Genomic DNA, 22,668 nt, shown 5'->3' on the forward strand with positions numbered 1-22,668 from the left:
GGCATTACATTGAAACAAGCTACAGAGTTAGCGCAATTATTGAAATCCTTAGATGGACAAAAATATGGTGCATATAAACGATTGAAAGGTGCGTATCAGTTTAAGCAATTTCGTTTAGCTATTGATCATGCACAAGTGGATCCTTATGCACCACCTTCTAAAATGAGAGTCATTATGAATCGCGAAACTGCAAATATTCCAAGAGACTTACTAGATTCAAAAAATAAAGTGATTGCAGTATCAGATTTCTTAACGCGAGCGTTTAGAGAAAGTCTCGAATCATTCAAGCATAGTGAAAAAGATTCGAAAAGTGTCAAAAATATCTTTATAGATCATTGTGGTCAAGAGATTTTAGAGCGAACGGCAGTGGTCATTAATAAACATGACATCGACGTGCGACTTGAAGTTAGTTTACCTGCAGCTGGTAGAAAAATCTTAGGAAAAGTTGCAGCGCATATACTGATAGATACGCTACCAAAAATTGTAGCTGATGCATTACTTTATCAAAATATGAATCAGTCTGAACTAAAGAATCAGGTTACACTAATGTTAGATCAAGTGTTTATTCGTGAAGAACTTGAGCGTAGACAACTTGTATCATTTGTTGCAAATGGCGCGATATTGCCACGTAAAAGTGGGGTTTCGGATAAACCATTATCGGGTGCTGTTGCGTTTCATAGTCCTGAAAGTGTAGAAGTAAACTTATCATTGCCTAGTGGGAAGACGATTTCTGGTATGGGGATTCCAAAAGGCATTACGTTAATTGTAGGCGGAGGTTTCCATGGTAAGTCAACGATACTCGAAGCGTTAGAACGCGGCGTATATAATCATATTGATAATGACGGTAGAGAATATGTTATTACATCTCACGACGCAATGAAAATACGAGCAGAAGATGGACGTCATATTGAAAAAGTGAACATCAGTCCATTTATTAATAATTTACCGGGAAATAAAGACACACATCAATTTTCCACTGAAAATGCGAGTGGAAGTACATCACAAGCGACTAATGTGATGGAAGTGTTAGAAGCAGACACATCGCTATTACTCATTGATGAAGACACCTCTGCAACGAATTTCATGATTAGAGATAGCCGTATGCAACAATTGATTGCACCTGAAAAAGAGCCTATTACACCGTTTGCGAGTAAGGTGAAATCACTGTATGAAGATTATGATGTTTCCACTATTTTAATCGTAGGGGGTTCAGGGGATTATTTTGAAGCGGCAGATCATGTGTTGATGATGGATGAGTATGTACTGAATGATGTTACAGAAAATGCTAAAAAGATAGCTGCATCAGATGAAAGTGATAAACAGATAAATGCGAAACAACCATTTGGTGATATATCGAATAGAATCCCATTAAAATCCAGCTTCTCTAAAAAGGGAAAAGAAGATCGTTTTAAAGTGAAAGGCCGCTATTCCATTTTATATGGTAAGGAACTGATTGATATATCAGGACTAGAACAGCTTGTCGATCATAGTCAAACACAATGTTTAGCAGAAATGGTGGATTATTATAAAACACATCTTCTAAATGAACACGATACAGTATCTCAAGCTGCGGATAAACTTTATGACTTTATAGAAGTACATGGTCTTGATGCTATTTCATCATTTAAAGGCCATCCAGGTAATCTAGCTAAACCAAGAAAACAAGAATTCTGCGCGATGTTAAATCGTTATGGGGGATTAAAAGTGAAAAATAAATAGTAAGATATAAAAGAGAGCAATCATTGGTTATTAAATTCCAATGATTGCTCTCTTTTTATATGTAGATATTGAATTTATTGTGTTATTTATCCAATGTGAATACCATTTTTTGAATGATTATAATACAAAAATTAAAAGTAATGAGTAGTGTACGATAGAGACATAACTTATTATAAAATTGGGATAGGGAATTATTAGTAACTAGATAATTTATAATTCAAATTTGTTTGTAAATGTGAGGGAGTAACATGAATATAAGTATTTTAATAGCTGCTTTATGTATCTTAATATCTACTATATGTTCCATTTATATTCTAAAAACTAAGAATTTATCTATTATTGCATCTATAGAAATAAAGAAGGTACCACGTAATAAAGTGAATACATTAATATCTTTGTTTGTAACTTGTTTAATGATTAGTACGTGTTTTATATCAAGCGCAATAATATTTATGGATTATAATTTTTGCGGATCGCTGATTTTACTTGGATTGGGTTTAATAACAATTTTTGTATTTTATGTCTATTATCTCAAAATAAAATTAAAATGATCATTATAAAAGACATCAATCGTCGGATACTAAAATCTGAGTTGATGTCTTTTTAAATATGGCGATACATAGAAACACCAAATCAAGTTTCGTACACCTGAATTAGTGATAAATAAAAAATAACATTTACGACAAAGGAGTGGGAGTAATGGCAACAGAATCAGATCAAGGGTGTGTCAAATGTGGACATACTGAAATTGAAGAAGGCACGCTTTCAGCTACAGGTTCAGGGTTATCTAAAGTGTTTGATTTGCAACATAATAATTTTACTACAATCACATGTAAAAATTGTGGTTATACAGAATTTTATAAAGCAGATAAAAATCGAACAACAGATATTATCGATTTGTTCTTTGGAGGATAGTAAATATAAAAAGTGCTTAAACGATAGACAAACTGTATAAGATTTAACCCGAGTAGCACTATTTCACCTAATGTAAGAACGCATGATTATGAGCGGAACTACGAAATCTTTTTTCCTAAATTTCTTATCCGCTCTTTTTTCATATAACATTTACTTCTATTTAATTTGAAATTAATACTCTTTTGTTAAGTTCGTGGTAATCAACATGAATACGCAATCTATAAAAATAGTTAGGAGTGGATTTAATTTATGAAAAAAAGGACCTCGAGTATCATATTTACTTTGTCAGCGGTTGGCGTATTTATCGGAACGCATCATGCCAGTGCCTCGGAACTAGAAGGACAGCAGAAAGAAGCGTTAGAACCAACTACAGATGAAACGCGTCAAAGTGATGAGACTATGTCACAATCACAAACTTCAGACTAACAGTTAGAAAGAGATACATATCCTAATAAAGAAGCTAATATAGATCAGAATAATACAATACATAATACAGATGACACAACGACACAGTCTCAAATAAATAATAATAAAAATTTTGATAAAGACAACTTAACTTCTGATAATGGAAAAGCGCCTCAAGCTAAAGCATTCACATCGAATCAACAAGATAAAAGTAATGAAACTTTAGCATCTTCTCAAAAACAACAAGAAGCGCCATCACAACTCAAATTAGAACAATATACAGACTCAAAAGCGCACCCGCAGTTACCTAGCCAATCAACATCTCATCAACATAACCCAGGAAATAATCAGCAAACTGAAACAGATAATACTGATAAAGTTATTGCAAAGGAACAACAGAAAAAGCAACAATCAGAGAACACACAAATAGAAGATAATCATCATGAGGCTCACAAAGAATTAGCAACTTCGGATAAACTAGAAAATACGGATATCAAAGATACAAAACAACTATCTAAGTCATCTCAACCATCTTATCCAAATAATGACGAACGTACGAAACAAGAGCAAAATAATAAGGAAACAGTTTCAAATCAAACACAAAGCAATGAACATCGTTATGACATCATGACGATTGGCAAAGATAATACAGAAAAGAATTTAACTTGGTATCACGAATCCGAAGAACAAGGTTATGTAGAAATTGCAAAAGCAAATGACCGTGGAGATTTTTCAAATGCAAGACGAATTGAGGGACAAACACACCAAGGTAGCAACACGAAACGTTTAGTAAATAAAGATATACCGAATATGAATTATACTCAGGCCACGTTACCTAATTTAGAAGAAAATAAAGCATATATGTATCGTTTTTATAATGGAGAGAATGGAGAGAAATCGGCTATACGTCGTTTTGATACAAATAATAATGGAGAAACAAATTTTATAGCAGTAGCTGATCCTCAACTAGGGGCTTCCGGAGATTTAGCATCAGATAATGAAGGTTGGCAAAATACTGTAAATCAAATGGCACAATTAAATCAGGATCCTGACTTCTTAATGAGCTTGGGGGATCAAGTCAATCTACCTTGGGATGAAAAAGCGTATAGTGGTTTTATAGAAGCAAAAGGTATGGAGAATTTTACAGTGGTACCTACTTTAGGTAATCATGATCGCGCCAACAAAGCATATTCTGAACATTTTAATCTACCTAATTTACAAAATGGCGGTAAAAACTTTGCGAGTTCAGATTTTTATTTCACTCACAATGATACACTTTTTGTTAGTTTGAACTCTGAGAGTTTAGACTTTAAAGGTCATGAAGAAACTTTAAAACGTGCAATTGCGGATACTAAAGATCAAAATCCTAAATGGATTGTGGGACTTACGCATAGAAACCCTTATTCGGCAGGTAAGCATTCTGACAAATTAGCGTCCAAAATCAGACGCGATAAATTTGCACCGTTAATGGAAAAATATAATGTCGATTTAGTACTAGGAGGACATGATCATTCTTATAGCCGTTCGCATGTGATGAAGGGGAAAGATGCACAAGTACAATGCGATGAAAATGGACAAGCACCACAAACGTACACGAATCCGGACGGCACAATTTATGTAACGTTAAATTCAGCTAGTGGCAGTAAATTCTATGAATTAGATGGTGAAAAGGATTATGCAGCCAAATCGATACAGGATAATCAACCAGCGTATACGAAAGTAAACATAACGAAAGATTATATAGAACTATTAACCTACCATGTGCCACAAGGTAACGAAAAACTTGGTGAACCAATTGATCGCGTTCGCATTAATAAAGATAATAAATAAAATACGTATCTGATTGATATCGTGAAAGGCATGTCTTCTATAAAAGACATCTTCAGGTAGGCATCGGGTTGTGTTCCTTCACTGTGACGGATGTTTAAAATGAAATGATTTCTAAATAGTATGATGAAAAGGTCTGAGACTATATATGTCTTAGACCTTTTTTCATAAACTCCGTAAAATCCATTGCTTTAAAAGAGAATGTACCCAGCTAATTGTGCACTTTAAAACGAAAGAAACATAGCTTTAATATAGTGTACTATACAAATTATTTAGAAAAAAGAATTTTACAATATAAGATAACTAACATAAGCTTAATAGAATGAAAAATAGTCTGAATCGATAATCGATAAGGGGATGGATAAGAAATGAAGGGAAAATGGGTTTTAACGACATTACTTGCAAGTACATTAATCATCACTGGATGTTCAAATAGTAATGATAAAGGCAAAAATAAAGAAGATAATGATAAACAAACTGAACAAGCTAGTAAAAACAGTGGGGTGACATATCCTAAAGACGGCGTGAAGGGGATTTACGTCAGTGCAAATTCAACAAAAGGTGAAAAATTTGATGAATTAACTAAATTTATAGAAGATAGCGATTTGAATGCGATGGTTATTGATGTTAAAGATGATTCAGGAAATGTCACGATTAATTTTAATACAGGTAACAAAGAAATCGATAAACACACATTAGATATTGTCGACGCGAAGCCATTACTTAGCAAGATGAAATCAAAACATATTTACCCAATAGCTAGAATTGTTACTTTTAAGGATAAGAATTTAGCAGAAAGTCATCCTGAATGGTCATTCAAAAATGCAGATGGTACTGTTTGGGAAAGTGACGGTGGAGATAAATTTGTTAACCCATTTAAAAAAGAAGTATGGGATTACAATATCAATGTTTCAAAAGAAGCAGCTAAAGCTGGATTTAAAGATATTCAATATGATTATGTGAGATTTCCTGAAGCATTTGAAAATGTAGAGCACAGTTTAACTTACGATAAAGGAAAGTATAAAGATAGTGACTTAAGTGAAGTTGACCAACGTGTGGATACAATAACTCAATTTTTGAAAACTGCACGCAAAGATCTGAAACCGTATGGTGCTGAAATATCTGCTGATGTATTTGGTTATTCAGCAATGGTCGAAGAAGCGCCGGGTATTGGTCAAAGTTTCCCTAAAATTGCTGAAAACACGGATGCCATTTCATCTATGATCTATCCATCACATTGGAGTCCGGGTGACTTTGGCTATGACGCCCCTGACAAAGAGCCCTATGGTGCAGTTGATAAATATTTAGATAAAGAGACTGAAGTATTAAATAAATTAGGTAATAAAAAACCTAAATCTCGTCCATGGTTACAAGACTTTACAGCGCAATATTTAGGTGAAGGCAATTATAAGACCTATGATAGTGAAGCTGTAGAAGATCAAGTAAAAGCATTGAAAGACCATGGTATCAATGAGTTCATACTATGGAATGCTGCCAATGATTATACAGAAGGTGTCGGCTACACACCTAAAGCAGATAAAGAGAAGGTAGAAGCAAATAAAAAAGAATTAAAAGAAGAAACGAAGAAAGAAAAATAATGTGAGCGTTCATATAAGTTGAATGTTAAATATTATAACAATGAAAAAATAAATACTACATTCTACTTTTAATGTTGTATAATATGAAATATATTAATATTTATATAATTAAAATCGAAAGAGGAGCACTGTATTTTATGATTAGAATTTTAATTCCATGTTTTAATGAGGCATCAGTGCTAGAACAAACATATGCCAAATTAACTGAAATTATGCAACGAGATAGTATCAGCAACAATTATAAATATGAATTGCTTTTTATAGATGATGGAAGTAAAGATCGCACACTAGCCATTATTAAAACATTAGCACAGCGAGATCATGCGGTAAAGTTCATATCATTTTCAAGAAATTTCGGAAAAGAATCTGCAATGTATGCTGGATTATGTGCGAGTACTGAAGCGGAAGCATTAGTTATATTAGATGGTGACTTGCAGCACCCGCCAACCCTTATTCCACAGATGATTGCTCATTATAGAGATGGTGAAGACCAGGTTGTGGCAAAAAGAGATAGAACAGGTGAACACGTCATTCGCAAGACTGTATCTCAATTATATTATGCAGTAATTAATAAAATTGTAGATGTGGATTTAGAAGACGGCGTAGGGGATTTTAGATTATTGAGCCAACGTGCGATCAGAGAAGTAGTGAACTTAGGAGAATACAATAGATTTTCTAAAGGTTTATTTGCTTGGATTGGATTTGAACCTAAAGTGATTGAATATGAAAATGTTGTGCGTGCCGATGGTGAGTCTAAGTGGACGTTTAATTCTTTATTGAATTATGGCATAGATGGTCTCATTTCATTTAATAATAAACCGTTACGTGCCATTTTATACTTTGGTTTATTTGTGTGCGCGATGAGTTTCCTTTATATATTATTTAATTTTATTTATACAGTCAGTTATGGTGTTTCGACGCCAGGTTATTTCACAACGATTGTCGCAGTATTATTTTTAGGTGGTGTTCAGTTAACATCATTAGGGGTCATTGGAGAATACATAGGCAGAATTTATTATGAAGTAAAACAACGACCGCTCTATATCATACGCCAAACCAATTTAAGTGATTGCGAGGTGGACTGAAATGAGAGCTTTACATATAAATAAAATCCATCTAATACTTACAGGATTATTTATTTTTTATATACTAATGGCTATTTTTACGCCATTAACCCATGATGACTGGGACTGGTATAGTCAATATGGTATTCAAATGTTGAAAGAACATTTTGCTAATTTAAACGGCCGTTATCTTGGTAATTTGTTTGAAATTGTAGCAGTTCGATTTGACTGGTTTAGGTGGTTGGCGTATGCCGTCTTTAGCATGTTGATCATATGGGTCATCAGTCAATTTGTTAAACATAAACAGACTTCTATCATTTGTTTAGCGGCATTTATTTTAATGGTGACAATGCCAAATGAAATCTATAAACAAACGTATGGCTGGTTTGCAGGATTTTATAATTATGTACCAGCAACGCTGTGTGTATTATTTATTCTATGGTTTATTGTAACGGTACTATTTTACCGGAACAGTCATAAACCAAGTAGGAATATCATTTTTTATTGCGTGTGTTTTGGTGGTCAATTTTTCATTGAAAATGCGACATTATTTAATACATTAATCATAGCAATCGCACTTGTATTACATATATATTTCTATAAAAAAGTGCATCCTAAATTTGTTGTAGGATGGTTCATTTCTGCTTTAGGGACAATCATTATGTTTTTGAATCCGAACTATCGCAAAATATTTTTTGAAGGTAGCGATTATCAACAGGTCTCTAGTGATACGGGTATCGTTGATAAAGTTTATAAAACGGTAACAACCACATTGCCGGATTGGATTTTCTTTAATCAAATTGTGATTATTACGATAATCGTTGGTATCTTACTTGTTATGTTGTATAAAACACGACAAATGACGAAAACATATACAAGTAGATATTGGTTCATTGTATGTGGCTTAACGCTATTACCGATATATTATTTTTTTATTTTTAAACAATTTGAATTACAACATTTTCACATGATTACACTTACTAATATTTTAAATACTATGGTATGTTTTATCTTTTTGTGTGCATTGATCTTGGCTATCCATACGGTCATATCTCAAAAGGAAGTTCGATATACGCTTTACTTATTAATCGCGTCAATCATACTTGTGTGTGGTCCTTTAATCATCGTATCACCCATAGGTCCACGTAATTTTTACACAGTATATGCAATTTATGTTGTCATATTATTAATTTTACTTGCGCAACTGGAAGTGTTTAACAGGAAATCAGAAAAGTGGATTACTGGATTAGCTATCTTTTGTGCAGTGATGTATTTAGGGGTATTCTACAATATTCACGCTGCAAATGAAGTAAGAATTAGTCAGCTAAAAGAAGCCGTTCACGCAGATTCTAAGCAAAGAATTTATAGTATGGAAAAATTACCTTTTGAACATTATTTACATCATGCCACACCAACAAGTGCTAAGTATCAAACGTTATTTAATGAATATGAAGGCTTACCAAAAGATACGAAAGTGAAGTATGTGCCCTATGGCAGTATTAGTAACCAAAAACAATCAAAATAATATTGTTTTTAAGTACAACAAACAAAAGAAAAAGCTTTTATCCGATTTTTCTGAAAATAAGTTTGTAATACGTCGCCAAAGATGGTTAATTAAAGGCATACTTTAAATAAGAGGCATGTAGCAGTAGTACTTGGGATTTATGTGGTTTAACTGAGCAACAAGTGCATGTAGCAGTAGTTTTTACACAATCGCATTTGGACGTGTTACTTCAAATTTGGGGCTAATCATCTACGTTTTAGATGATTAGATAGAGAGACAGTTATTTATGTATTGGACAATGGATTTGTTATAATTTGATTGTAGAAATTATAAAAAGAAGGTATTTATATGAGTGAAAAAGAAATTGAAGATCATGAACTTGAGCAATTGAATAAGGAAATTGAAGCAGAATTAAACGCATATGACGCTGATAAAGAATTCCAAAAAGAAAAGAAACAATTTTTAACGCTTACATTTATTTGTAAATTGATTATTGTGTTGTTAATGCTAATGGGGTTAGTGAAGTTATTTATATAGAGTCATAGACAAATGCATATAGAGGTGAAATAGGTGACAATCTATAATATTAATTTTGGGATTGGCTGGGCGAGTAGTGGTGTGGAATATGCACAACGTTATAGAGCGCAGTTATTGAGAAAATGTAATGAAACGATAAAATTTGTGTTTTTAGATTTTATTAAGAATGAAAACATTCAAACATTGACTGAAAATATAGGATTTAAAAATGAGGAAATCATCTGGCTGTATCAGTATTTTACAGATATTAAAATAGCACCTACAAGTGTGACTGTAGATGAAATTATCAAACCATTGTATTCAGAAATCACTAAAGTTGAAGATCAAGGTAAAACTCGAAAAATCCATTTTAATCACAATAGTAATTATTTAGTATGTTATTTAAAAAATGAAGATAGTGATGTTGTAGATAGAGTGGAATACATTTCTAGAGGCAAGTTGCTTAGGAGAGACTATTACTCTTATGTACGCGTTTTGTCTGAGTACTTTGCACCTGAGGATAATTCGGCCAAATTATATATGAGGTCCTTTTATAATGAGGATGGATCCATTGCATATAACGAATATGTTAATGATGAGGAAAGTATGTTTGTTTTTGAGGATAATATTCTGTACGGTAAGCAAGCATTAATAGCTTATTTTTTAGAAAAATTGCATTTAACAGATAAAGATATGTTGATTGTAGATCGCTCAAAAGATATTGGACAAACGGTTTTGCAAAATAAAGGATCAGCACGCTTAGGAGTTGTGATTCATGCTGAACATTATAATGAATCGATAACAAATGATACATACATATTATGGAATAATCATTACGAATATGTGTTTATGAATGCACATGAGATTGATTTCTTTATTACAGCAACGGATATTCAAAATCAGTTGTTAGCACAACAATTTGAAAAAAATTATCATAGGAAGCCTAAAATTTATACAATTCCTGTAGGTAGTTTAAGTGCGTTAGTGAAGCCAAATCGTAGAAAACCTTACTCAATCATTACAGCCTCAAGGCTAGCGACTGAAAAACATGTCGACTGGTTAGTAAAAGCCGTATTGAAAGCGAAAGCATCTGTTCCTGAAATAACATTTGATATCTATGGCGAAGGTGGCCAAAGACAATTATTAAGTAAACTAATTCAAGAAAATCATGCTGAAGATTATATCACATTAAAAGGACATGTTAATTTAAATCAAGTTTATCAAGATTATGAACTTTTCTTATCGGGTTCAACTAGCGAAGGTTTCGGTCTTACATTAATGGAGGCTATCGGTTCAGGTTTAGGTATGATTGGTTTTGATGTGAACTATGGTAACCCAACGTTTATTAAGCATCAAAAAAATGGTTATTTAATACCGATTGATTTAAATGAGGATAAAGAATCTGAAATTATAGATCACCTTGCTGAAGGTATTGTTAATTATTTCGATAATGACACAAGCCGATTTAATCAAGCTTCATATGAAATCGCTGAAAACTTTACCCAACCGGTTGTCGTACAAAAATGGAACAATTTGATTAGTGAGGTGCTATATGATTAATTTATTTGATGTTTTTGATAAAAAAGCCATTATCTTATATAAATCTTTTAAACATGTTGGTAAGCAACGCAAAACAATCGTTATTGAAGAAAATGGATTTTTACCAGATGATATATTAACACCTTACGCTTTTTTCGCGAATAATCCTGAAACAACTTCACAACCTTTATTTTTTAATGAAGTACCGATTCCAAGATTTTGGACGATAGAAGGTAATAATAATACTGCCTTTATCAAAAATTTGGATGAGGTGAAAGCGAGAATTATTTATAAAGCAAATTATAAACATAGAATTGTTGAACGTGTAGAATGGTTAAATAAACGCGGGCATACGCAATACATAGATTATTACAATAAAGTAGGTAAGCGATACGCACAAGTGGTATTGGACGCAAACTCACAAAAATGCATTTTGAAAAGGTATTTTAACTATAATAATGAAGTAATGATGGTAGAAAATTTTGTGACTAATGACATCATGTTAACTTGGAAAAACAAAGTCTATTTCTTCCATTCAAAGATACAGTTTGTCAATTTTTACTTAGAAGTTGCGCAGCTTGAGTCTGAAAACTTTATGATTAATTCACTATCGATTTCTTCTGCCGTATTAAATGGTTTGTCTGAATCTGGAAACGACTCTATTTTTTGGCAGGGAGATATTACGCCTGAAATTATGAAACATATGGAAAATGCACTGGCAAAAGAAAAACGAAATTTTAAAATTATTTTGCCTAGTCCTTCAGCGTATGAAAAAGTAATAGAGCTCATAGATGAACAATATAAAAATCGTATCTTCCAATCAGGATATGTTTATAGATTTGTGAAAGAGAATCGTCATTCTAATCAGGTATTAACTTTGACAAATTCAGACCAAATCCCGCATTTAGAAGAAATCGTACAAGCCCATCCAAATCTAGAGTTTCATGTTGCAGCTTTAACAGAAATGTCTATGAAGTTATTAAGCCTCAATAAATATGACAATGTAAATTTATATCCAAATGCCAAAAGGCAAAAATTTATTTCGTTATATAAATCATGTGATATTTATTTAGATATAAATAAAGGTAATGAAATATTAGATGCTGTAAGAGCGGCGTTTGATTACAATTTAGTCATCTTAGGATACAACGAGACATCTCACAATAAGGATGTTACGCCAGAGAACAATCTTTTTGAGGAAGCACAATTTGAGATATTAAGTAGTATATTGAGGGATATTGTTGCTGAACCATCTCATTTAGATCAAAGGTTGAGACAACAATGGCAACAAGCAGGTTCAATCAGCAAAGCTGAATTTATCCGTTCATTAGCGCAATAATTCATTTTATTACAGAACATAAAATTTTAAATAGGTTACCAATACCAGGAGATATAAAGGTATTGGTAACCATTTTTTTATTTATTTTTCTCTAGTATCACTTGTTTATAATCATTTATATCAATACGTCTCCAAATTTGCTTTTTAATGTCTTGAATATGTTGCATTTTATTCATATTACTCGCCATGTTTTTAGGTTGATACTGTTCCCATTTTTCTAATTGTTTAAATAGTGTGTGTAGAGATCTCATAAAAATAACCGCCTTTTTAATTTTTATAAATAAAATAGCCCTTCTTAGATAAGAAGAGCTTCCACACAACTTCCCATCTTTCAACTCAATCGTCATACTGAGTTGTTGGATTTAGCACATCGCATATGACTGCTGTTGCTGGAGTTTCATAGGGCCAAGTCCCTCCACTCACTCTTAATAAGAGAACTATTTTATTTAAACATCATTATAGCAAATGAATGTAAAATGACAAACAAAGTCATACAATACACTATTTTCTTCGGCGTGCGTATTTATAGTAATTGATGAATATTAATACTAAATTGACCATACCAATGATTAAACCTGTTAATAATGAGAAAAATGCGAGAATAACTAGAAACCAGGGTTCTTGTAACACACCATCTTGAGAGACATGTGAAGGTGAACTTGTGAAAAGCAATGCGGATACTATAGCAATTAAGATAAATATCATACTTAATATACTTAAGCGAATGCGTTTCACAAACTTCGTATCATTAACTAATTTATCCTTTACCACAGTATTACCTAAGATTAAATCATCTAGAGATAAATTAAAGGTTTTGGCAATTTCTACTATCATTTCAATATCCGGTAAGTAACGATTATTCTCCCTTGCAGATACAGTTTGTCGTGAAATATTTAATTGATTGGCAAATTGTTCTTGGGTCAGTTGATTTTCTTTTCGAATCATTTTAATTTGAGTGCCAAAATTCATATGTTAAATGTGCTCCTTTTAAATCGTATTTTGTTTATAAAAAGTGTGGTTAAGCGAACGCTAGTGATACTTTACATGCTCCGCAAGTTCACCTAGCGCGCATATTTTAAAATGCTAGCAATGCTTTCTTTTAAATAAAATAAGCTTATTCAATAATAGATGACATCAAGTAAATTTAAAAATTTAGGAGGCATAATAAGTTTATGAATAAAAAGTTATTTTTTGCAAGTATTATAAGTATTGTTTTAGGTGCATCGTTAGGGATTAGTTTTCTTTTAATTCCAAGTTATGTAAATGAAAATGGCATATTGAAAGAGCCTTAGTATTTAGTAGAATCTGGATTTTCATTTGTCATTATTAGAGGTTTACTCATGTTTTTTGCAATAGGTGGTTATTTATGTCACTATTTTGAAGATAAGATTCATAAATAGAGTGGTTTGAAATAGGAAATAGGCTGAGGCATGTTTAATGTTACAGCCTATTTTTTGAGCTTATGGTTCAAAACGTAGGGATTTTATATGGTAAATACATTTAAAACAGATGAATTATTATAAATTTGCACGATATTTGTTATACTAATTGTAAGCGCTTACTAAAAATATTTAGACGCTTTAGTATAAATCGTTTTTAAAAGGAGAATGCACATGAATGGTAAAGTGATGATGGTGACTGGTGGAAGTAGTGGCATGGGCAAAGCAATGGCGCAAAAATTTGCTGAAGCGGGTGCAAAAGTGGTTATAACGGGTCGCTCATTGGAACGGTTAGAAGCGGCAAAAGAAGAAATAGAACAATATGAAGGACAAATTCTTTGCATAGATATGGATGTGCGAGATCCTGAAAGAGTGCAATATACAGTGGATAAAACGGTTGAAACGTTTGGCAAAATAGATGGTTTGGTTAATAATGCAGCAGGTAACTTTCTATGTGCAGCTGAAGATTTATCATATAATGGATGGCATTCTGTCATTGATATTGTCCTTAATGGGACATGGCACTGTACACAAGCTGTAGGAAAAGAATGGATTAAAAATGGTCAACGTGGACGTATTATTAATATGGTTGCGACTTATGCATGGAGAGCTGGTATAGGTGTGATACATTCTGCAAGTGCAAAAGCAGGCGTGTTATCAATGACTCGAACACTGGCTGTTGAATGGGGATCTAAATATGGCATTAATGTCAATGCAATTGCCCCAGGGCCAATCGATAATACAGGTGGATCGGGAAAGCTAAGTTTATCAGAAGAAGCAAAACAACAAACGCTGGATAGTGTCCCACTTGGAAGGATGGGTCAACCTGAAGAAATCGCAGGTTTGGCAAAATTCTTAATGTCAGAGGATGCGAGTTATATTAATGGTGCATGTATGACAATGGATGGTGGACAATGGCTGAATCAAAATCCATTTTAAAGTATTATAAAAACTTTAATAAAGATAATCGGTGTGCAATGTATGTAGAGAGAAGACTGACTGATGTCTAAAGGGTGTCTAATCGCTTTAGAATTGGAATCATGACAATCTCATTTTATGAGTTTACTTGGATTGCTTTAAATAGACAACGCCACAAGACTAAATTGAATATAGATCAGTTGTTAATGCCAATATTAGAATCATACCAGCAGTTTATAGCCACAGAAAATAGAGTATTTAAGGTTCATATACCTCAAAATATTCAACCTTTTGTTCAAGATCAAAATGCATTAGAGCGTATTATTACTAATTTTATAGATAATGCACTTAAATTCTCAAACGCGCACACAACCATTACAATTGACGTTTATGAGAAAAATCAAGGTATGTTAGCCATTTCAGTAAAAGATGAGGGCATTGGTATAAAAGAAACGCATTTGAATTATATCTTTAATAGAACATATAGAGTGGAGAATTCAAGAAATCAAGCAACAGGTGGTTCAGGGCTGGGATTATATATTGCAGCAAACTTAGTTGAATAAATAGGTGGGTCTATTAGTGTGGATAGTGTATTTAAAAAAGGTACAACGATGACGCTGAGTTTTCCTTTGAACTAAAATGTACTAATACAATAGTAGTTAATTAATAAAAGATATGTTGAGGTGTAATAACAACATATCTTTTATTTTTATAAGGCGAGATTTCTTTATTAACCATTGAAAAACATGTATAGTTGTCGCAAAAATTACATAAATATTACAAGGTTTTATGGCTTAATTAAGTAACTCATGACTTTCATGACAGTTTTGAGTGGGTGTTTATGGTATATAAAATCCTATGGCGCGTGTCATTAGGATGTAAAAAAGTAAGGGGGTATTTTAATTTCGTTGTAACCTACATGCTATGTATGGATGTTATAGTGTTATTTGTGAGTCAGTTGAAAAAGTAAATTATCTATTTAAGGTAATTGAAATTCAACATTAAATCTTAAAAATAATAAAATCTAAAAATTATCTTCTGGGAGGATTATTAATAATGAAAAAAACAGTAGTAGCATCAACATTAGCAGTAGGACTTGGCGTAACAGGAATCGCAGCAGGAAATTCAGCAGACGCTTCAGAACAAGGCGTTGACAAAGCACAATTAGCACAACAAGCTCAAACTAATTCAGAATCATTAAATGCAGCACCAGTTCAAGACGGTGCTTACGACATTAACTTTAACTATAATAATACTGACTATAGTTTCCAATCAGATGGTCAATATTGGACTTGGAGCTATGGACAAGGTTCAACTAATGCACCAGCACAAGAAACTGCTGAGCAACCACAACAAGTTGAACAACCACAACAAACTGAGCAAGCTTCAACTGAACAACCAGCACAAGAAGCTGCACCACAAACTGAAGAAACACAACAACCACAACAAGAAGCAACTACACAAACTACTTCAAGCTCAAATGAATCAACTTCAAATGAGTCTAGTTCAAGTGAAGCTTCAGAAGGTTCATCAGTAAATGTTAACTCTCATTTACAAGCAATCGCGCAACGTGAATCAGGCGGCGACCTTAAAGCTGTTAACCCATCATCAGGTGCAGCAGGTAAATATCAATTCTTACAAAGCACATGGGATTCAGTAGCACCATCTGAATATCAAGGTGTATCACCAACAGAAGCACCTGAAGCAGTACAAGACGCAGCAGCGCAAAAACTTTATGATACAGAAGGCGCTTCACAATGGGTTACTGCATAAAAAATTAAGTGTAGTAATGAATTTAAGATAAATATTTAAAGCTGAGACATATATGTCTCAGCTTTTTTATTTATAAGTATATCAGGTTGGTCAGTCAATAGAATTCTTTTGAGATAAATTTTGTTGCGCAAAACGCAAATGTGCTGTTTAAAACGCATTTAGTAAAGTAGTTAATTTGAATGTTTTTAAATATATATAGTAAGCAATGTTAATGTTTTCTGGAGTGCAAATAGACATCTTTTTTCACACTAATTACAAAGCGATTACATCCACAAAAGTGTATAAATACACTACAAGGTGTACATGAAAGGATTTTTAGGTAGAAATTCCTGATTTGAGTGTAATATATAACGTAATTAGGATGTAAAAAAGAGCTTGTTTTTTTAACTTCACTGTAACCTACAAGCTTTTTATAGGTGTTATAGTAGGAAATACAAATTAGTTGTAAAAAGTAAACTTATTTATTGACGGTTGAAATTACAAGCTAATTTATTAAATTTTAAAAATACAAACAATCTCTTAGGAGGATTATTAATAATGAAAAAAACAGTAATTGCATCAACATTAGCAGTAGGACTTGGCGTAACAGGAATCGCAGCAGGAAATTCAGCAGAGGCTTCAGAACAAGGCGTTGACAAAGCACAATTAGCACAACAAGCGCAATCAAATCCAGAATCATTAAACGCGGCGCCTATTCAAGATGGTGCTTATAATATCAACTTTAACTATAATAATACAGATTATAGTTTCCAATCAGATGGTGAAAACTTTAGCTGGAGCTATGGTGAAGGTTCAGGCGAAGGATCTAATGCTTCATCAGAACAAGCTACAGACAATAGTTCACAACAAACTGCTGAGCAACCACAACAAGTAGAACAACCACAACAAACTGAGCAAGCTTCAACTGAACAACCAGCACAAGAAGCTGCACCACAAACTGAAGCAACACAACAACCACAACAAGAGGCAACAACACAATCTGCATCAAGCTCAAATGAATCTAGTTCAAACGAATCAAGTTCAAGTGAAGCTTCAGAAAGTTCATCATCAGGTGTTAATGCGCACTTACAACAAATCGCGCAACGTGAATCAGGTGGCGACATCCATGCTACAAATCCATCATCAGGTGCTTCTGGTAAGTTCCAATTCTTACAAAGTACATGGGATTCAGTAGCTCCAGCTGAGTATCAAGGTCAACCAGCTGCTTCAGCACCAGAATCAGTACAAGATGCTGCAGCGCAAAAACTTTATGATACAGAAGGCGCTTCACAATGGGTTACTGCATAAACTGTAAGTCATAATTTTAAAAATAAAGTATAAAAATTAAATTAACATGATAAATTTGGTCCCGGCTTCTTAATAAAGAAGTCGGGTTTTTTGTATAGTTAATTGTTGGTTTTAATTTTTAGGTAGGATATGGATTTTTGAATTTGTTCATTCAATTGAGTAAGAAATAAGATGACAATAGTACTAAGCAGCTTGGATTTTACTTTAATGTTTTTAATGGCATATCTTTGAATGATTAAATATGCAAATGGGTAATGATGTGGTAATACTTGGTTACATTTAGCTATAATAATTCAAATTAGGGAGTGATGATGAATATGAGAAAACTTATAGTATTTTTGCATAGTACGCTAGATGGTTTTGTAGAGGGTCCTAAAGGTGCAATGGACATCGGTTGGGTTGCCTATAATGAAGAATTGGAAAAATTTGCGGATGATGTACTGAGTAATACAGATACGATTGTTTGGGGACGTAAGACATATGAAATGATGTATGATTACTGGCCGACGGTACCATCTGATGAAAATGCAAATGAGCACGAATTGAATCATGCTCAATGGATTGAAAATGTTGAAAAAGTTGTATTTTCAAAAGCATTGAATCATGTAGAATGGAGTAACTCAAAATTGGTGAAAGATCATGTTGAAGAAGAAATTAATAAATTAAAACAGCAAGAAGGCGGAGATATTGTCGTGTTAGGCAGTCCAAGATTTGCACATTATTTAATGCAACTTAATTTAGTGGATGAATATAAAATAACAATATCGCCTACTTTAATAGGTAAAGGATTACCGTTATTTTAAAATATTCATGATAAAGTTGATCTCAAACTAATAAAGAGCGAGACATTTGAATCCGGTGCATTAGGATGAAATTATCAAGTTTTAAATTAAATGAAAAGAGAGTAAATCGTTAACCAATATATTGAATCGTTCCCAGCAGCAGCTGGACAAATGTCCTTGTCGCATTTAAATGACATACTAAAAGGCATTTCAGAAAATAATGATATTGTAGGCTTTACTGTAGCAGAGTACATGCCATGGGATGAAATCAATCTGAAAAATACATTGAAAGATTTGAATATATTCCATTAAATAAAAAGAACCGTTGCTATTCAATATAGCAGCGGTTCTTTTATAGTTATTTAACTAATTCTTTAAAATTTTCTAAGCGTTTCGCTTTTTCTTCATCGCTAATGTTATGTTTTTTTACATAACGGTTATTTTCGTGTTTTGCACACTCATGTGAGCAAGCGCCTAAATAACGCGCTTCGTTTTCTTCTGATACAAGGATTTGTTTGTTACATTCAGGGTTACTACAATTGATATAACGTTCACAAGGCGTACCATCGAACCATTCTTTTCCTACTACAGTTTTATCTACATGATTCACTTCTACACTGATACGTTCATCGAATACGTACATTTTTCCGTCCCAGAATTCACCTTTTGTTTCAGGGTCTTTACCGTAAGTAGCAATGCCGCCTTCAAGTTGACTCACATCTTCAAAGCCTTCTTTTAGTAAGTAACCAGAGAATTTTTCACAACGAATACCACCAGTACAATACGTTACAATTTTTTTATCCATAAATTGCTCTTTATTTTCTTTAATCCAGTCAGGTAAATCTCTGAATCTTGTGATATCAGGACGAACTGCACCACGGAAGTGGCCTAAATCGTATTCATAATCGTTTCTAGCATCAATCACAACAGTATCATCTGATAATAATGCTTCTCTAAATTCTTTTGGTGACAAATAGTTACCAGTAAGTTCTCTAGGGTTTACATCATCTTCAAGGTCTAGAGCAACGATTTCTTGTCTAGGGCGAACATGCATTTTTTTGAAAGCGTGTCCTTCGGCTTCATCCACTTTAAAAGTAATCCCTTGGAATCTAGCATCGTTTTTTAATGCTTCCATATATTTATCGGTAGCTTCGACTGTACCAGAAACTGTCCCATTAATACCTTCAGTAGATACGAGGATACGACCTTTAAGTTCTAAGTCTTTACAAAATGCTAAATGCTCAGTTGCAAATAATTCAGGGTCATCGATTGTTGTATATTTGTAATATAATAATACTCTATAATCCATAATACTAATCTCCTTTTATTTCTTGTTCTTATAAATTTATATAAAATGTTGGTATCATTTTTTCGCTAATATAAAGTATGTGAGTATCTTCAATTTAATAAGGTTTATTTATTTTTTGAGCGAAAGCATAAAATTATCATTATTACATTATAACAAAAAAGGGATATTATTCAATTTATTAATTTAAGTATCTTCATTATTTTTATTATATTAAGTAAAGATTTTTGATTAATGTAATAAAAAATGCTCTCTACAAGTAAATCTTGAAGAGAGCAAGTTAATATCTATTATGATTTCTTTTTATTTGTAAATATTAATGCACCAATTAAGCTGATTGTGCTGATGGCGAAAATAATGTTCATGATAGATAATGTTTCGATAATAACGACATCTTTGCCGAGTCTCTCAAAAGCATTTTGTTGCATTTCTTTTTCTGAACTCAAATTACTTTCAGATCTTGTTTCTTTATTTTCAATATCTTCTAACATTCTTTCTTCTACTTTAGGCATAGAATTCCTCCTTATATAAATTTATTTTCCCTTTTTAAAAACAGTCAATCATATTGTGTGATGCTGAATTAAATAGAAGTGATTGAAAAAGTAACGGTAAATTACTATACTCAAATGATAATGAATATCATGAGGAGCGGATTGCAATGGAAACAGTATATTTAGCAGGTGGATGTTTATGGGGCGTACAAGCATTTGTAAAAACGTTACCCGGCGTTATCAATACTGAAGGTGGAAGAGCTAACGGTATTACGGATACGTTAGACGGTGAATATGATGGTTACGTGGAAGTAATTAAAACAGAATTCGACCCACAAAAAGTATCAGTAACAGATTTGATGGGTTATTTATTTGAAATTATTGACCCATATAGTGTGAATAAACAAGGTCAAGATGTGGGCTTAAGATATAGAACTGGATTATACAGCGAAGATGAGAAACATTTAAAAGAGGCTCAACAATTCATAGATGGTATTGAGGACCATCACCTTATTGCTACTGAAGTATTACCACTAACGAATTATGTAAGAAGTGCAGAAGAAAACCAGGATCGCTTATCAAGATTTCCAGATGATTATTGTCACTTACCTAAAGAACTTGTTTATAAGTATAAATAAAAAACAACCCCCTTTTCAAAATGATTCCTACATAAGTAAGAATTTTAGAAAAGGGGTTTTGTGTGTGATTTATTTAAAGAAACCTAAAACAAAGTCTACACCTTTAGCTAAAACATCTGCGATACTAACGCCTATTGTTGCCCAGTCGTGTGCTAATCCTGCGTTTACTGCATTACCAATCGCTTCTACGATTCCTGTCATGTGAGACACTTCTTTATTTTGAAAAATTTAAATTAAAACTTGCGCTTTAATTTGTTAAACACAATATATATCTTTTTGTTAATTAATTTTGTAAAAATGCCTAACTCACTATTTTTTATACCTAAGTGTAATAATAGTTTTTTTATAGGAATTTTTATAAATAAATAAAAATTTTAAATTTTTGTAAAGATTTAAATGTTGTGTGGAAATGTCTGGAAGAATATGCAATATTGTAATTGATTGGGCTATATAAAATTTAGGAGGTGATTGAGTATGAATCAATTGGTTAAGGTAACATTAGCAACTGGATTAGCACTGAGCGCAATGGTTGGCACAACGAGTAGCGTGACATCAAACTCAACTTTTATTGCACACGGATCAGAAAATATTGATTATCAAGTAAATGGTTATACTACTGACGCAAATGACTTTATATTGGAGCCATCATTTATTGAAGACGTAAAAAATAATAACTTCGTGATTAACGGTTATAATATTACTGGAAACGAACAACAAGAGAGTTCGATGATTGATATATATGATCAAATCATTGCAAAGACAGGGGAGCAAACAGCTTCAATGGTAGATTTTGAAGTGAAGAAGGGTGCAGTATCGAAGGAAGCTTTAATTGAGCAATATGGTCAACCTATTGAAAAGCCATTTGAAAGTGCTCAAGGATTTGATTATAGATATCATATGGGAGATAACATAGTTCAATTTATTGTTGAAGATGGTTATGTGAAAGATGTACAAATTAATTCAGAAAATGAATAAATAATAGACGATTCAAAAAAGCACAATGCTACTTATAATGGCATTGTGCTTTTATTATATGTTTTATTAACCTAATAAAGAATCAGGTATAATTTTATGGATAATGGCAGATAGTTCTTCTGGGGTTTCTTGTTGACCATTATTGACCCATTCTTGAATAATACCAAATATAGCATTACTCAAGAAAACTACAAAATAGTGTCGTTCTTTTTCACTAAAATGGGATTTTTTTGTGTATGGGAAAACATTCTTTTCCGCATTATATTGTAATGTTTTTTTTAGTTGATTTTGAACGTCAGGTGATCCATTATTCGAAATGAGCAACAATAAAAGCTCGGCTTCATTATTCCAAAAGTTAATTATATGATAATACAACAAATGACGTTCACTTTGTAATAAACTTTGAACTCTTTTGCTGCCTTCTTTTGTAATTTCAAATTGATATTGTTCCACTAAATCAAACTTGTCTTTGTAATGTAAATAGAAAGTGCCTCGACTAATGCCAGCTACTTCACATATATCTTTAACTGAAATATCATCATACTTTTTATGCTTCAACAGCGTTATTAATGCCTTTCTGGTATTTCTTTTTGTTTTTAATATACGCGAATCTGTCATCATTTCTTCATTCAA

Annotated in this window: 24 protein-coding genes, 1 pseudogene and 1 riboswitch; of the genes and pseudogenes, 19 read left to right on the forward strand and 6 right to left on the reverse strand. The window is 32.7% G+C overall.

The features are described 5' to 3' along the window. Positions 1–9 precede the first annotated feature (9 nt). The 10 genes from M1D64_RS00545 to gtfB all read left to right on the forward strand — a co-directional run bounded on the left by M1D64_RS00545 (position 10) and on the right by gtfB (position 12,426). Positions 10–1,719, forward strand: a complete 1,710-nt coding sequence (locus M1D64_RS00545; RefSeq protein ID WP_041080170.1) for an ABC-ATPase domain-containing protein — start codon at positions 10–12, stop codon at positions 1,717–1,719. Positions 1,720–2,418: 699 nt separating this feature from the next. Next, on the forward strand, positions 2,419–2,634 hold the full coding sequence (locus M1D64_RS00550) for a zinc ribbon domain-containing protein (RefSeq protein WP_041080169.1): 216 nt from the start codon (positions 2,419–2,421) through the stop codon (positions 2,632–2,634). 249 nt (positions 2,635–2,883) lie between these two features. After that, a complete protein-coding gene (locus tag M1D64_RS00555) occupies positions 2,884–3,060 on the forward strand; it encodes a hypothetical protein (RefSeq protein ID WP_241092751.1) in 177 nt (58 codons plus the stop codon). A 606-nt stretch (positions 3,061–3,666) separates the two neighbouring features. Continuing rightward, positions 3,667–4,869 (forward strand): purple acid phosphatase family protein, encoded by a 1,203-nt coding sequence (locus M1D64_RS00560; RefSeq protein WP_241092750.1) that lies wholly within the window; start codon positions 3,667–3,669, stop codon positions 4,867–4,869. Positions 4,870–5,234: 365 nt separating this feature from the next. Then, positions 5,235–6,464: a putative glycoside hydrolase gene (locus M1D64_RS00565; protein WP_069838122.1), complete on the forward strand. Its 1,230-nt coding sequence runs from the start codon at positions 5,235–5,237 to the stop codon at positions 6,462–6,464. A 137-nt stretch (positions 6,465–6,601) separates the two neighbouring features. After that, positions 6,602–7,549, forward strand: a complete 948-nt coding sequence (locus M1D64_RS00570) for a glycosyltransferase family 2 protein (protein WP_069825968.1) — start codon at positions 6,602–6,604, stop codon at positions 7,547–7,549. Between the two features lies 1 nt (position 7,550). Then, positions 7,551–9,053: a DUF6056 family protein gene (locus tag M1D64_RS00575; protein ID WP_069821831.1), complete on the forward strand. Its 1,503-nt coding sequence runs from the start codon at positions 7,551–7,553 to the stop codon at positions 9,051–9,053. A 327-nt stretch (positions 9,054–9,380) separates the two neighbouring features. Continuing rightward, a complete protein-coding gene (locus tag M1D64_RS00580) occupies positions 9,381–9,569 on the forward strand; it encodes a hypothetical protein (RefSeq protein ID WP_002482057.1) in 189 nt (62 codons plus the stop codon). A gap of 33 nt (positions 9,570–9,602) precedes the next feature. Next, positions 9,603–11,108, forward strand: a complete 1,506-nt coding sequence (gene gtfA / locus M1D64_RS00585) for an accessory Sec system glycosyltransferase GtfA (RefSeq protein ID WP_002482058.1) — start codon at positions 9,603–9,605, stop codon at positions 11,106–11,108. Next, complete coding sequence (gene gtfB / locus M1D64_RS00590; protein ID WP_037537438.1) at positions 11,101–12,426, forward strand: accessory Sec system glycosylation chaperone GtfB; 1,326 nt, start codon at positions 11,101–11,103, stop codon at positions 12,424–12,426. Before gtfA ends, gtfB begins: the two co-directional genes overlap by 8 nt. Positions 12,427–12,503: 77 nt before the next feature. Here gtfB and M1D64_RS00595 read toward each other — a convergent pair whose 3' ends face one another. After that, positions 12,504–12,677 carry a hypothetical protein gene (locus M1D64_RS00595; protein ID WP_002482060.1) on the reverse strand — a complete coding sequence of 58 codons (174 nt, stop codon included), beginning with the start codon at positions 12,675–12,677 and terminating at the stop codon, positions 12,504–12,506. Positions 12,678–12,747: 70 nt separating this feature from the next. Next, positions 12,748–12,861, reverse strand: a riboswitch (SAM riboswitch). Between the two features lie 66 nt (positions 12,862–12,927). Continuing rightward, complete coding sequence (locus M1D64_RS00600; protein ID WP_002482061.1) at positions 12,928–13,395, reverse strand: helix-turn-helix domain-containing protein; 468 nt, start codon at positions 13,393–13,395, stop codon at positions 12,928–12,930. Positions 13,396–13,598: 203 nt separating this feature from the next. Here M1D64_RS00600 and M1D64_RS00605 point away from each other — a divergent pair, with 203 nt between their 5' ends. From M1D64_RS00605 to M1D64_RS00635, 7 genes and pseudogenes are all read left to right on the forward strand, one after another. Beyond that, complete coding sequence (locus tag M1D64_RS00605) at positions 13,599–13,718, forward strand: DUF3955 domain-containing protein (protein WP_107607432.1); 120 nt, start codon at positions 13,599–13,601, stop codon at positions 13,716–13,718. A gap of 321 nt (positions 13,719–14,039) precedes the next feature. Beyond that, positions 14,040–14,804 carry a 2,4-dienoyl-CoA reductase gene (fadH, locus tag M1D64_RS00610; RefSeq protein ID WP_002482062.1) on the forward strand — a complete coding sequence of 255 codons (765 nt, stop codon included), beginning with the start codon at positions 14,040–14,042 and terminating at the stop codon, positions 14,802–14,804. A 101-nt stretch (positions 14,805–14,905) separates the two neighbouring features. Then, positions 14,906–15,346, forward strand: a complete 441-nt coding sequence (locus tag M1D64_RS00615) for a sensor histidine kinase (protein WP_052034675.1) — start codon at positions 14,906–14,908, stop codon at positions 15,344–15,346. Between the two features lie 493 nt (positions 15,347–15,839). Next, positions 15,840–16,556: a transglycosylase family protein gene (locus M1D64_RS00620; RefSeq protein WP_270915772.1), complete on the forward strand. Its 717-nt coding sequence runs from the start codon at positions 15,840–15,842 to the stop codon at positions 16,554–16,556. A 537-nt stretch (positions 16,557–17,093) separates the two neighbouring features. After that, positions 17,094–17,843 carry a transglycosylase family protein gene (locus M1D64_RS00625; RefSeq protein WP_069825943.1) on the forward strand — a complete coding sequence of 250 codons (750 nt, stop codon included), beginning with the start codon at positions 17,094–17,096 and terminating at the stop codon, positions 17,841–17,843. Positions 17,844–18,160: 317 nt separating this feature from the next. Beyond that, positions 18,161–18,715: pseudogene (locus tag M1D64_RS00630) on the forward strand (dihydrofolate reductase family protein). A gap of 87 nt (positions 18,716–18,802) precedes the next feature. Continuing rightward, positions 18,803–18,937, forward strand: a complete 135-nt coding sequence (locus M1D64_RS00635) for a hypothetical protein (protein WP_256106355.1) — start codon at positions 18,803–18,805, stop codon at positions 18,935–18,937. A 46-nt stretch (positions 18,938–18,983) separates the two neighbouring features. Here the strand turns inward: M1D64_RS00635 and trhO are convergent, their stop codons facing one another. Both trhO and M1D64_RS00645 read right to left on the reverse strand, forming a co-directional pair. After that, positions 18,984–19,934, reverse strand: coding sequence for an oxygen-dependent tRNA uridine(34) hydroxylase TrhO (trhO, locus tag M1D64_RS00640; RefSeq protein WP_002482073.1), 951 nt, complete (start codon positions 19,932–19,934; stop codon positions 18,984–18,986). A 287-nt stretch (positions 19,935–20,221) separates the two neighbouring features. Then, entirely contained in the window at positions 20,222–20,443 is a 222-nt protein-coding gene (locus M1D64_RS00645; RefSeq protein ID WP_002482074.1) for a hypothetical protein, read from the reverse strand. A gap of 146 nt (positions 20,444–20,589) precedes the next feature. Here M1D64_RS00645 and M1D64_RS00650 point away from each other — a divergent pair, with 146 nt between their 5' ends. Next, positions 20,590–21,060 carry a peptide-methionine (S)-S-oxide reductase gene (locus M1D64_RS00650; RefSeq protein WP_041080157.1) on the forward strand — a complete coding sequence of 157 codons (471 nt, stop codon included), beginning with the start codon at positions 20,590–20,592 and terminating at the stop codon, positions 21,058–21,060. Between the two features lie 69 nt (positions 21,061–21,129). On the opposite strand, the gene M1D64_RS00655 is transcribed toward M1D64_RS00650, so the two are convergent. Beyond that, entirely contained in the window at positions 21,130–21,261 is a 132-nt protein-coding gene (locus tag M1D64_RS00655) for a beta-class phenol-soluble modulin (protein ID WP_002482076.1), read from the reverse strand. A 273-nt stretch (positions 21,262–21,534) separates the two neighbouring features. Between M1D64_RS00655 and isaB the strand changes: the two genes are divergently transcribed. Next, positions 21,535–22,035, forward strand: a complete 501-nt coding sequence (isaB, locus tag M1D64_RS00660) for an immunodominant staphylococcal antigen IsaB family protein (RefSeq protein WP_069825942.1) — start codon at positions 21,535–21,537, stop codon at positions 22,033–22,035. Between the two features lie 66 nt (positions 22,036–22,101). Here the strand turns inward: isaB and M1D64_RS00665 are convergent, their stop codons facing one another. Further along, complete coding sequence (locus M1D64_RS00665; RefSeq protein ID WP_037537447.1) at positions 22,102–22,668, reverse strand: TetR/AcrR family transcriptional regulator; 567 nt, start codon at positions 22,666–22,668, stop codon at positions 22,102–22,104.

The organism is Staphylococcus sp. Z5-21 (genome assembly GCF_056529615.1).

What these genes read in the sequence shown, in the direction of transcription:
- M1D64_RS00550 (WP_041080169.1), top strand. Translation starts at nt 2,419, where the DNA reads ATGGCAACAGAATCAGATCAAGGGTGTGTCAAATGTGGACATACTGAA.
- M1D64_RS00555 (WP_241092751.1), top strand. Translation starts at nt 2,884, where the DNA reads ATGAAAAAAAGGACCTCGAGTATCATATTTACTTTGTCAGCGGTTGGC.
- M1D64_RS00560 (WP_241092750.1), top strand. Translation starts at nt 3,667, where the DNA reads ATGACGATTGGCAAAGATAATACAGAAAAGAATTTAACTTGGTATCAC.
- M1D64_RS00565 (WP_069838122.1), top strand. Translation starts at nt 5,235, where the DNA reads ATGAAGGGAAAATGGGTTTTAACGACATTACTTGCAAGTACATTAATC.
- M1D64_RS00570 (WP_069825968.1), top strand. Translation starts at nt 6,602, where the DNA reads ATGATTAGAATTTTAATTCCATGTTTTAATGAGGCATCAGTGCTAGAA.
- M1D64_RS00575 (WP_069821831.1), top strand. Translation starts at nt 7,551, where the DNA reads ATGAGAGCTTTACATATAAATAAAATCCATCTAATACTTACAGGATTA.
- M1D64_RS00580 (WP_002482057.1), top strand. Translation starts at nt 9,381, where the DNA reads ATGAGTGAAAAAGAAATTGAAGATCATGAACTTGAGCAATTGAATAAG.
- gtfB (WP_037537438.1), top strand. Translation starts at nt 11,101, where the DNA reads ATGATTAATTTATTTGATGTTTTTGATAAAAAAGCCATTATCTTATAT.
- M1D64_RS00595 (WP_002482060.1), bottom strand. Translation starts at nt 12,677, where the DNA reads ATGAGATCTCTACACACACTATTTAAACAATTAGAAAAATGGGAACAG.
- M1D64_RS00600 (WP_002482061.1), bottom strand. Translation starts at nt 13,395, where the DNA reads ATGAATTTTGGCACTCAAATTAAAATGATTCGAAAAGAAAATCAACTG.
- M1D64_RS00605 (WP_107607432.1), top strand. Translation starts at nt 13,599, where the DNA reads ATGAATAAAAAGTTATTTTTTGCAAGTATTATAAGTATTGTTTTAGGT.
- fadH (WP_002482062.1), top strand. Translation starts at nt 14,040, where the DNA reads ATGAATGGTAAAGTGATGATGGTGACTGGTGGAAGTAGTGGCATGGGC.
- M1D64_RS00615 (WP_052034675.1), top strand. Translation starts at nt 14,906, where the DNA reads ATGACAATCTCATTTTATGAGTTTACTTGGATTGCTTTAAATAGACAA.
- M1D64_RS00620 (WP_270915772.1), top strand. Translation starts at nt 15,840, where the DNA reads ATGAAAAAAACAGTAGTAGCATCAACATTAGCAGTAGGACTTGGCGTA.
- M1D64_RS00625 (WP_069825943.1), top strand. Translation starts at nt 17,094, where the DNA reads ATGAAAAAAACAGTAATTGCATCAACATTAGCAGTAGGACTTGGCGTA.
- trhO (WP_002482073.1), bottom strand. Translation starts at nt 19,934, where the DNA reads ATGGATTATAGAGTATTATTATATTACAAATATACAACAATCGATGAC.
- M1D64_RS00645 (WP_002482074.1), bottom strand. Translation starts at nt 20,443, where the DNA reads ATGCCTAAAGTAGAAGAAAGAATGTTAGAAGATATTGAAAATAAAGAA.
- M1D64_RS00650 (WP_041080157.1), top strand. Translation starts at nt 20,590, where the DNA reads ATGGAAACAGTATATTTAGCAGGTGGATGTTTATGGGGCGTACAAGCA.
- M1D64_RS00655 (WP_002482076.1), bottom strand. Translation starts at nt 21,261, where the DNA reads ATGACAGGAATCGTAGAAGCGATTGGTAATGCAGTAAACGCAGGATTA.
- isaB (WP_069825942.1), top strand. Translation starts at nt 21,535, where the DNA reads ATGAATCAATTGGTTAAGGTAACATTAGCAACTGGATTAGCACTGAGC.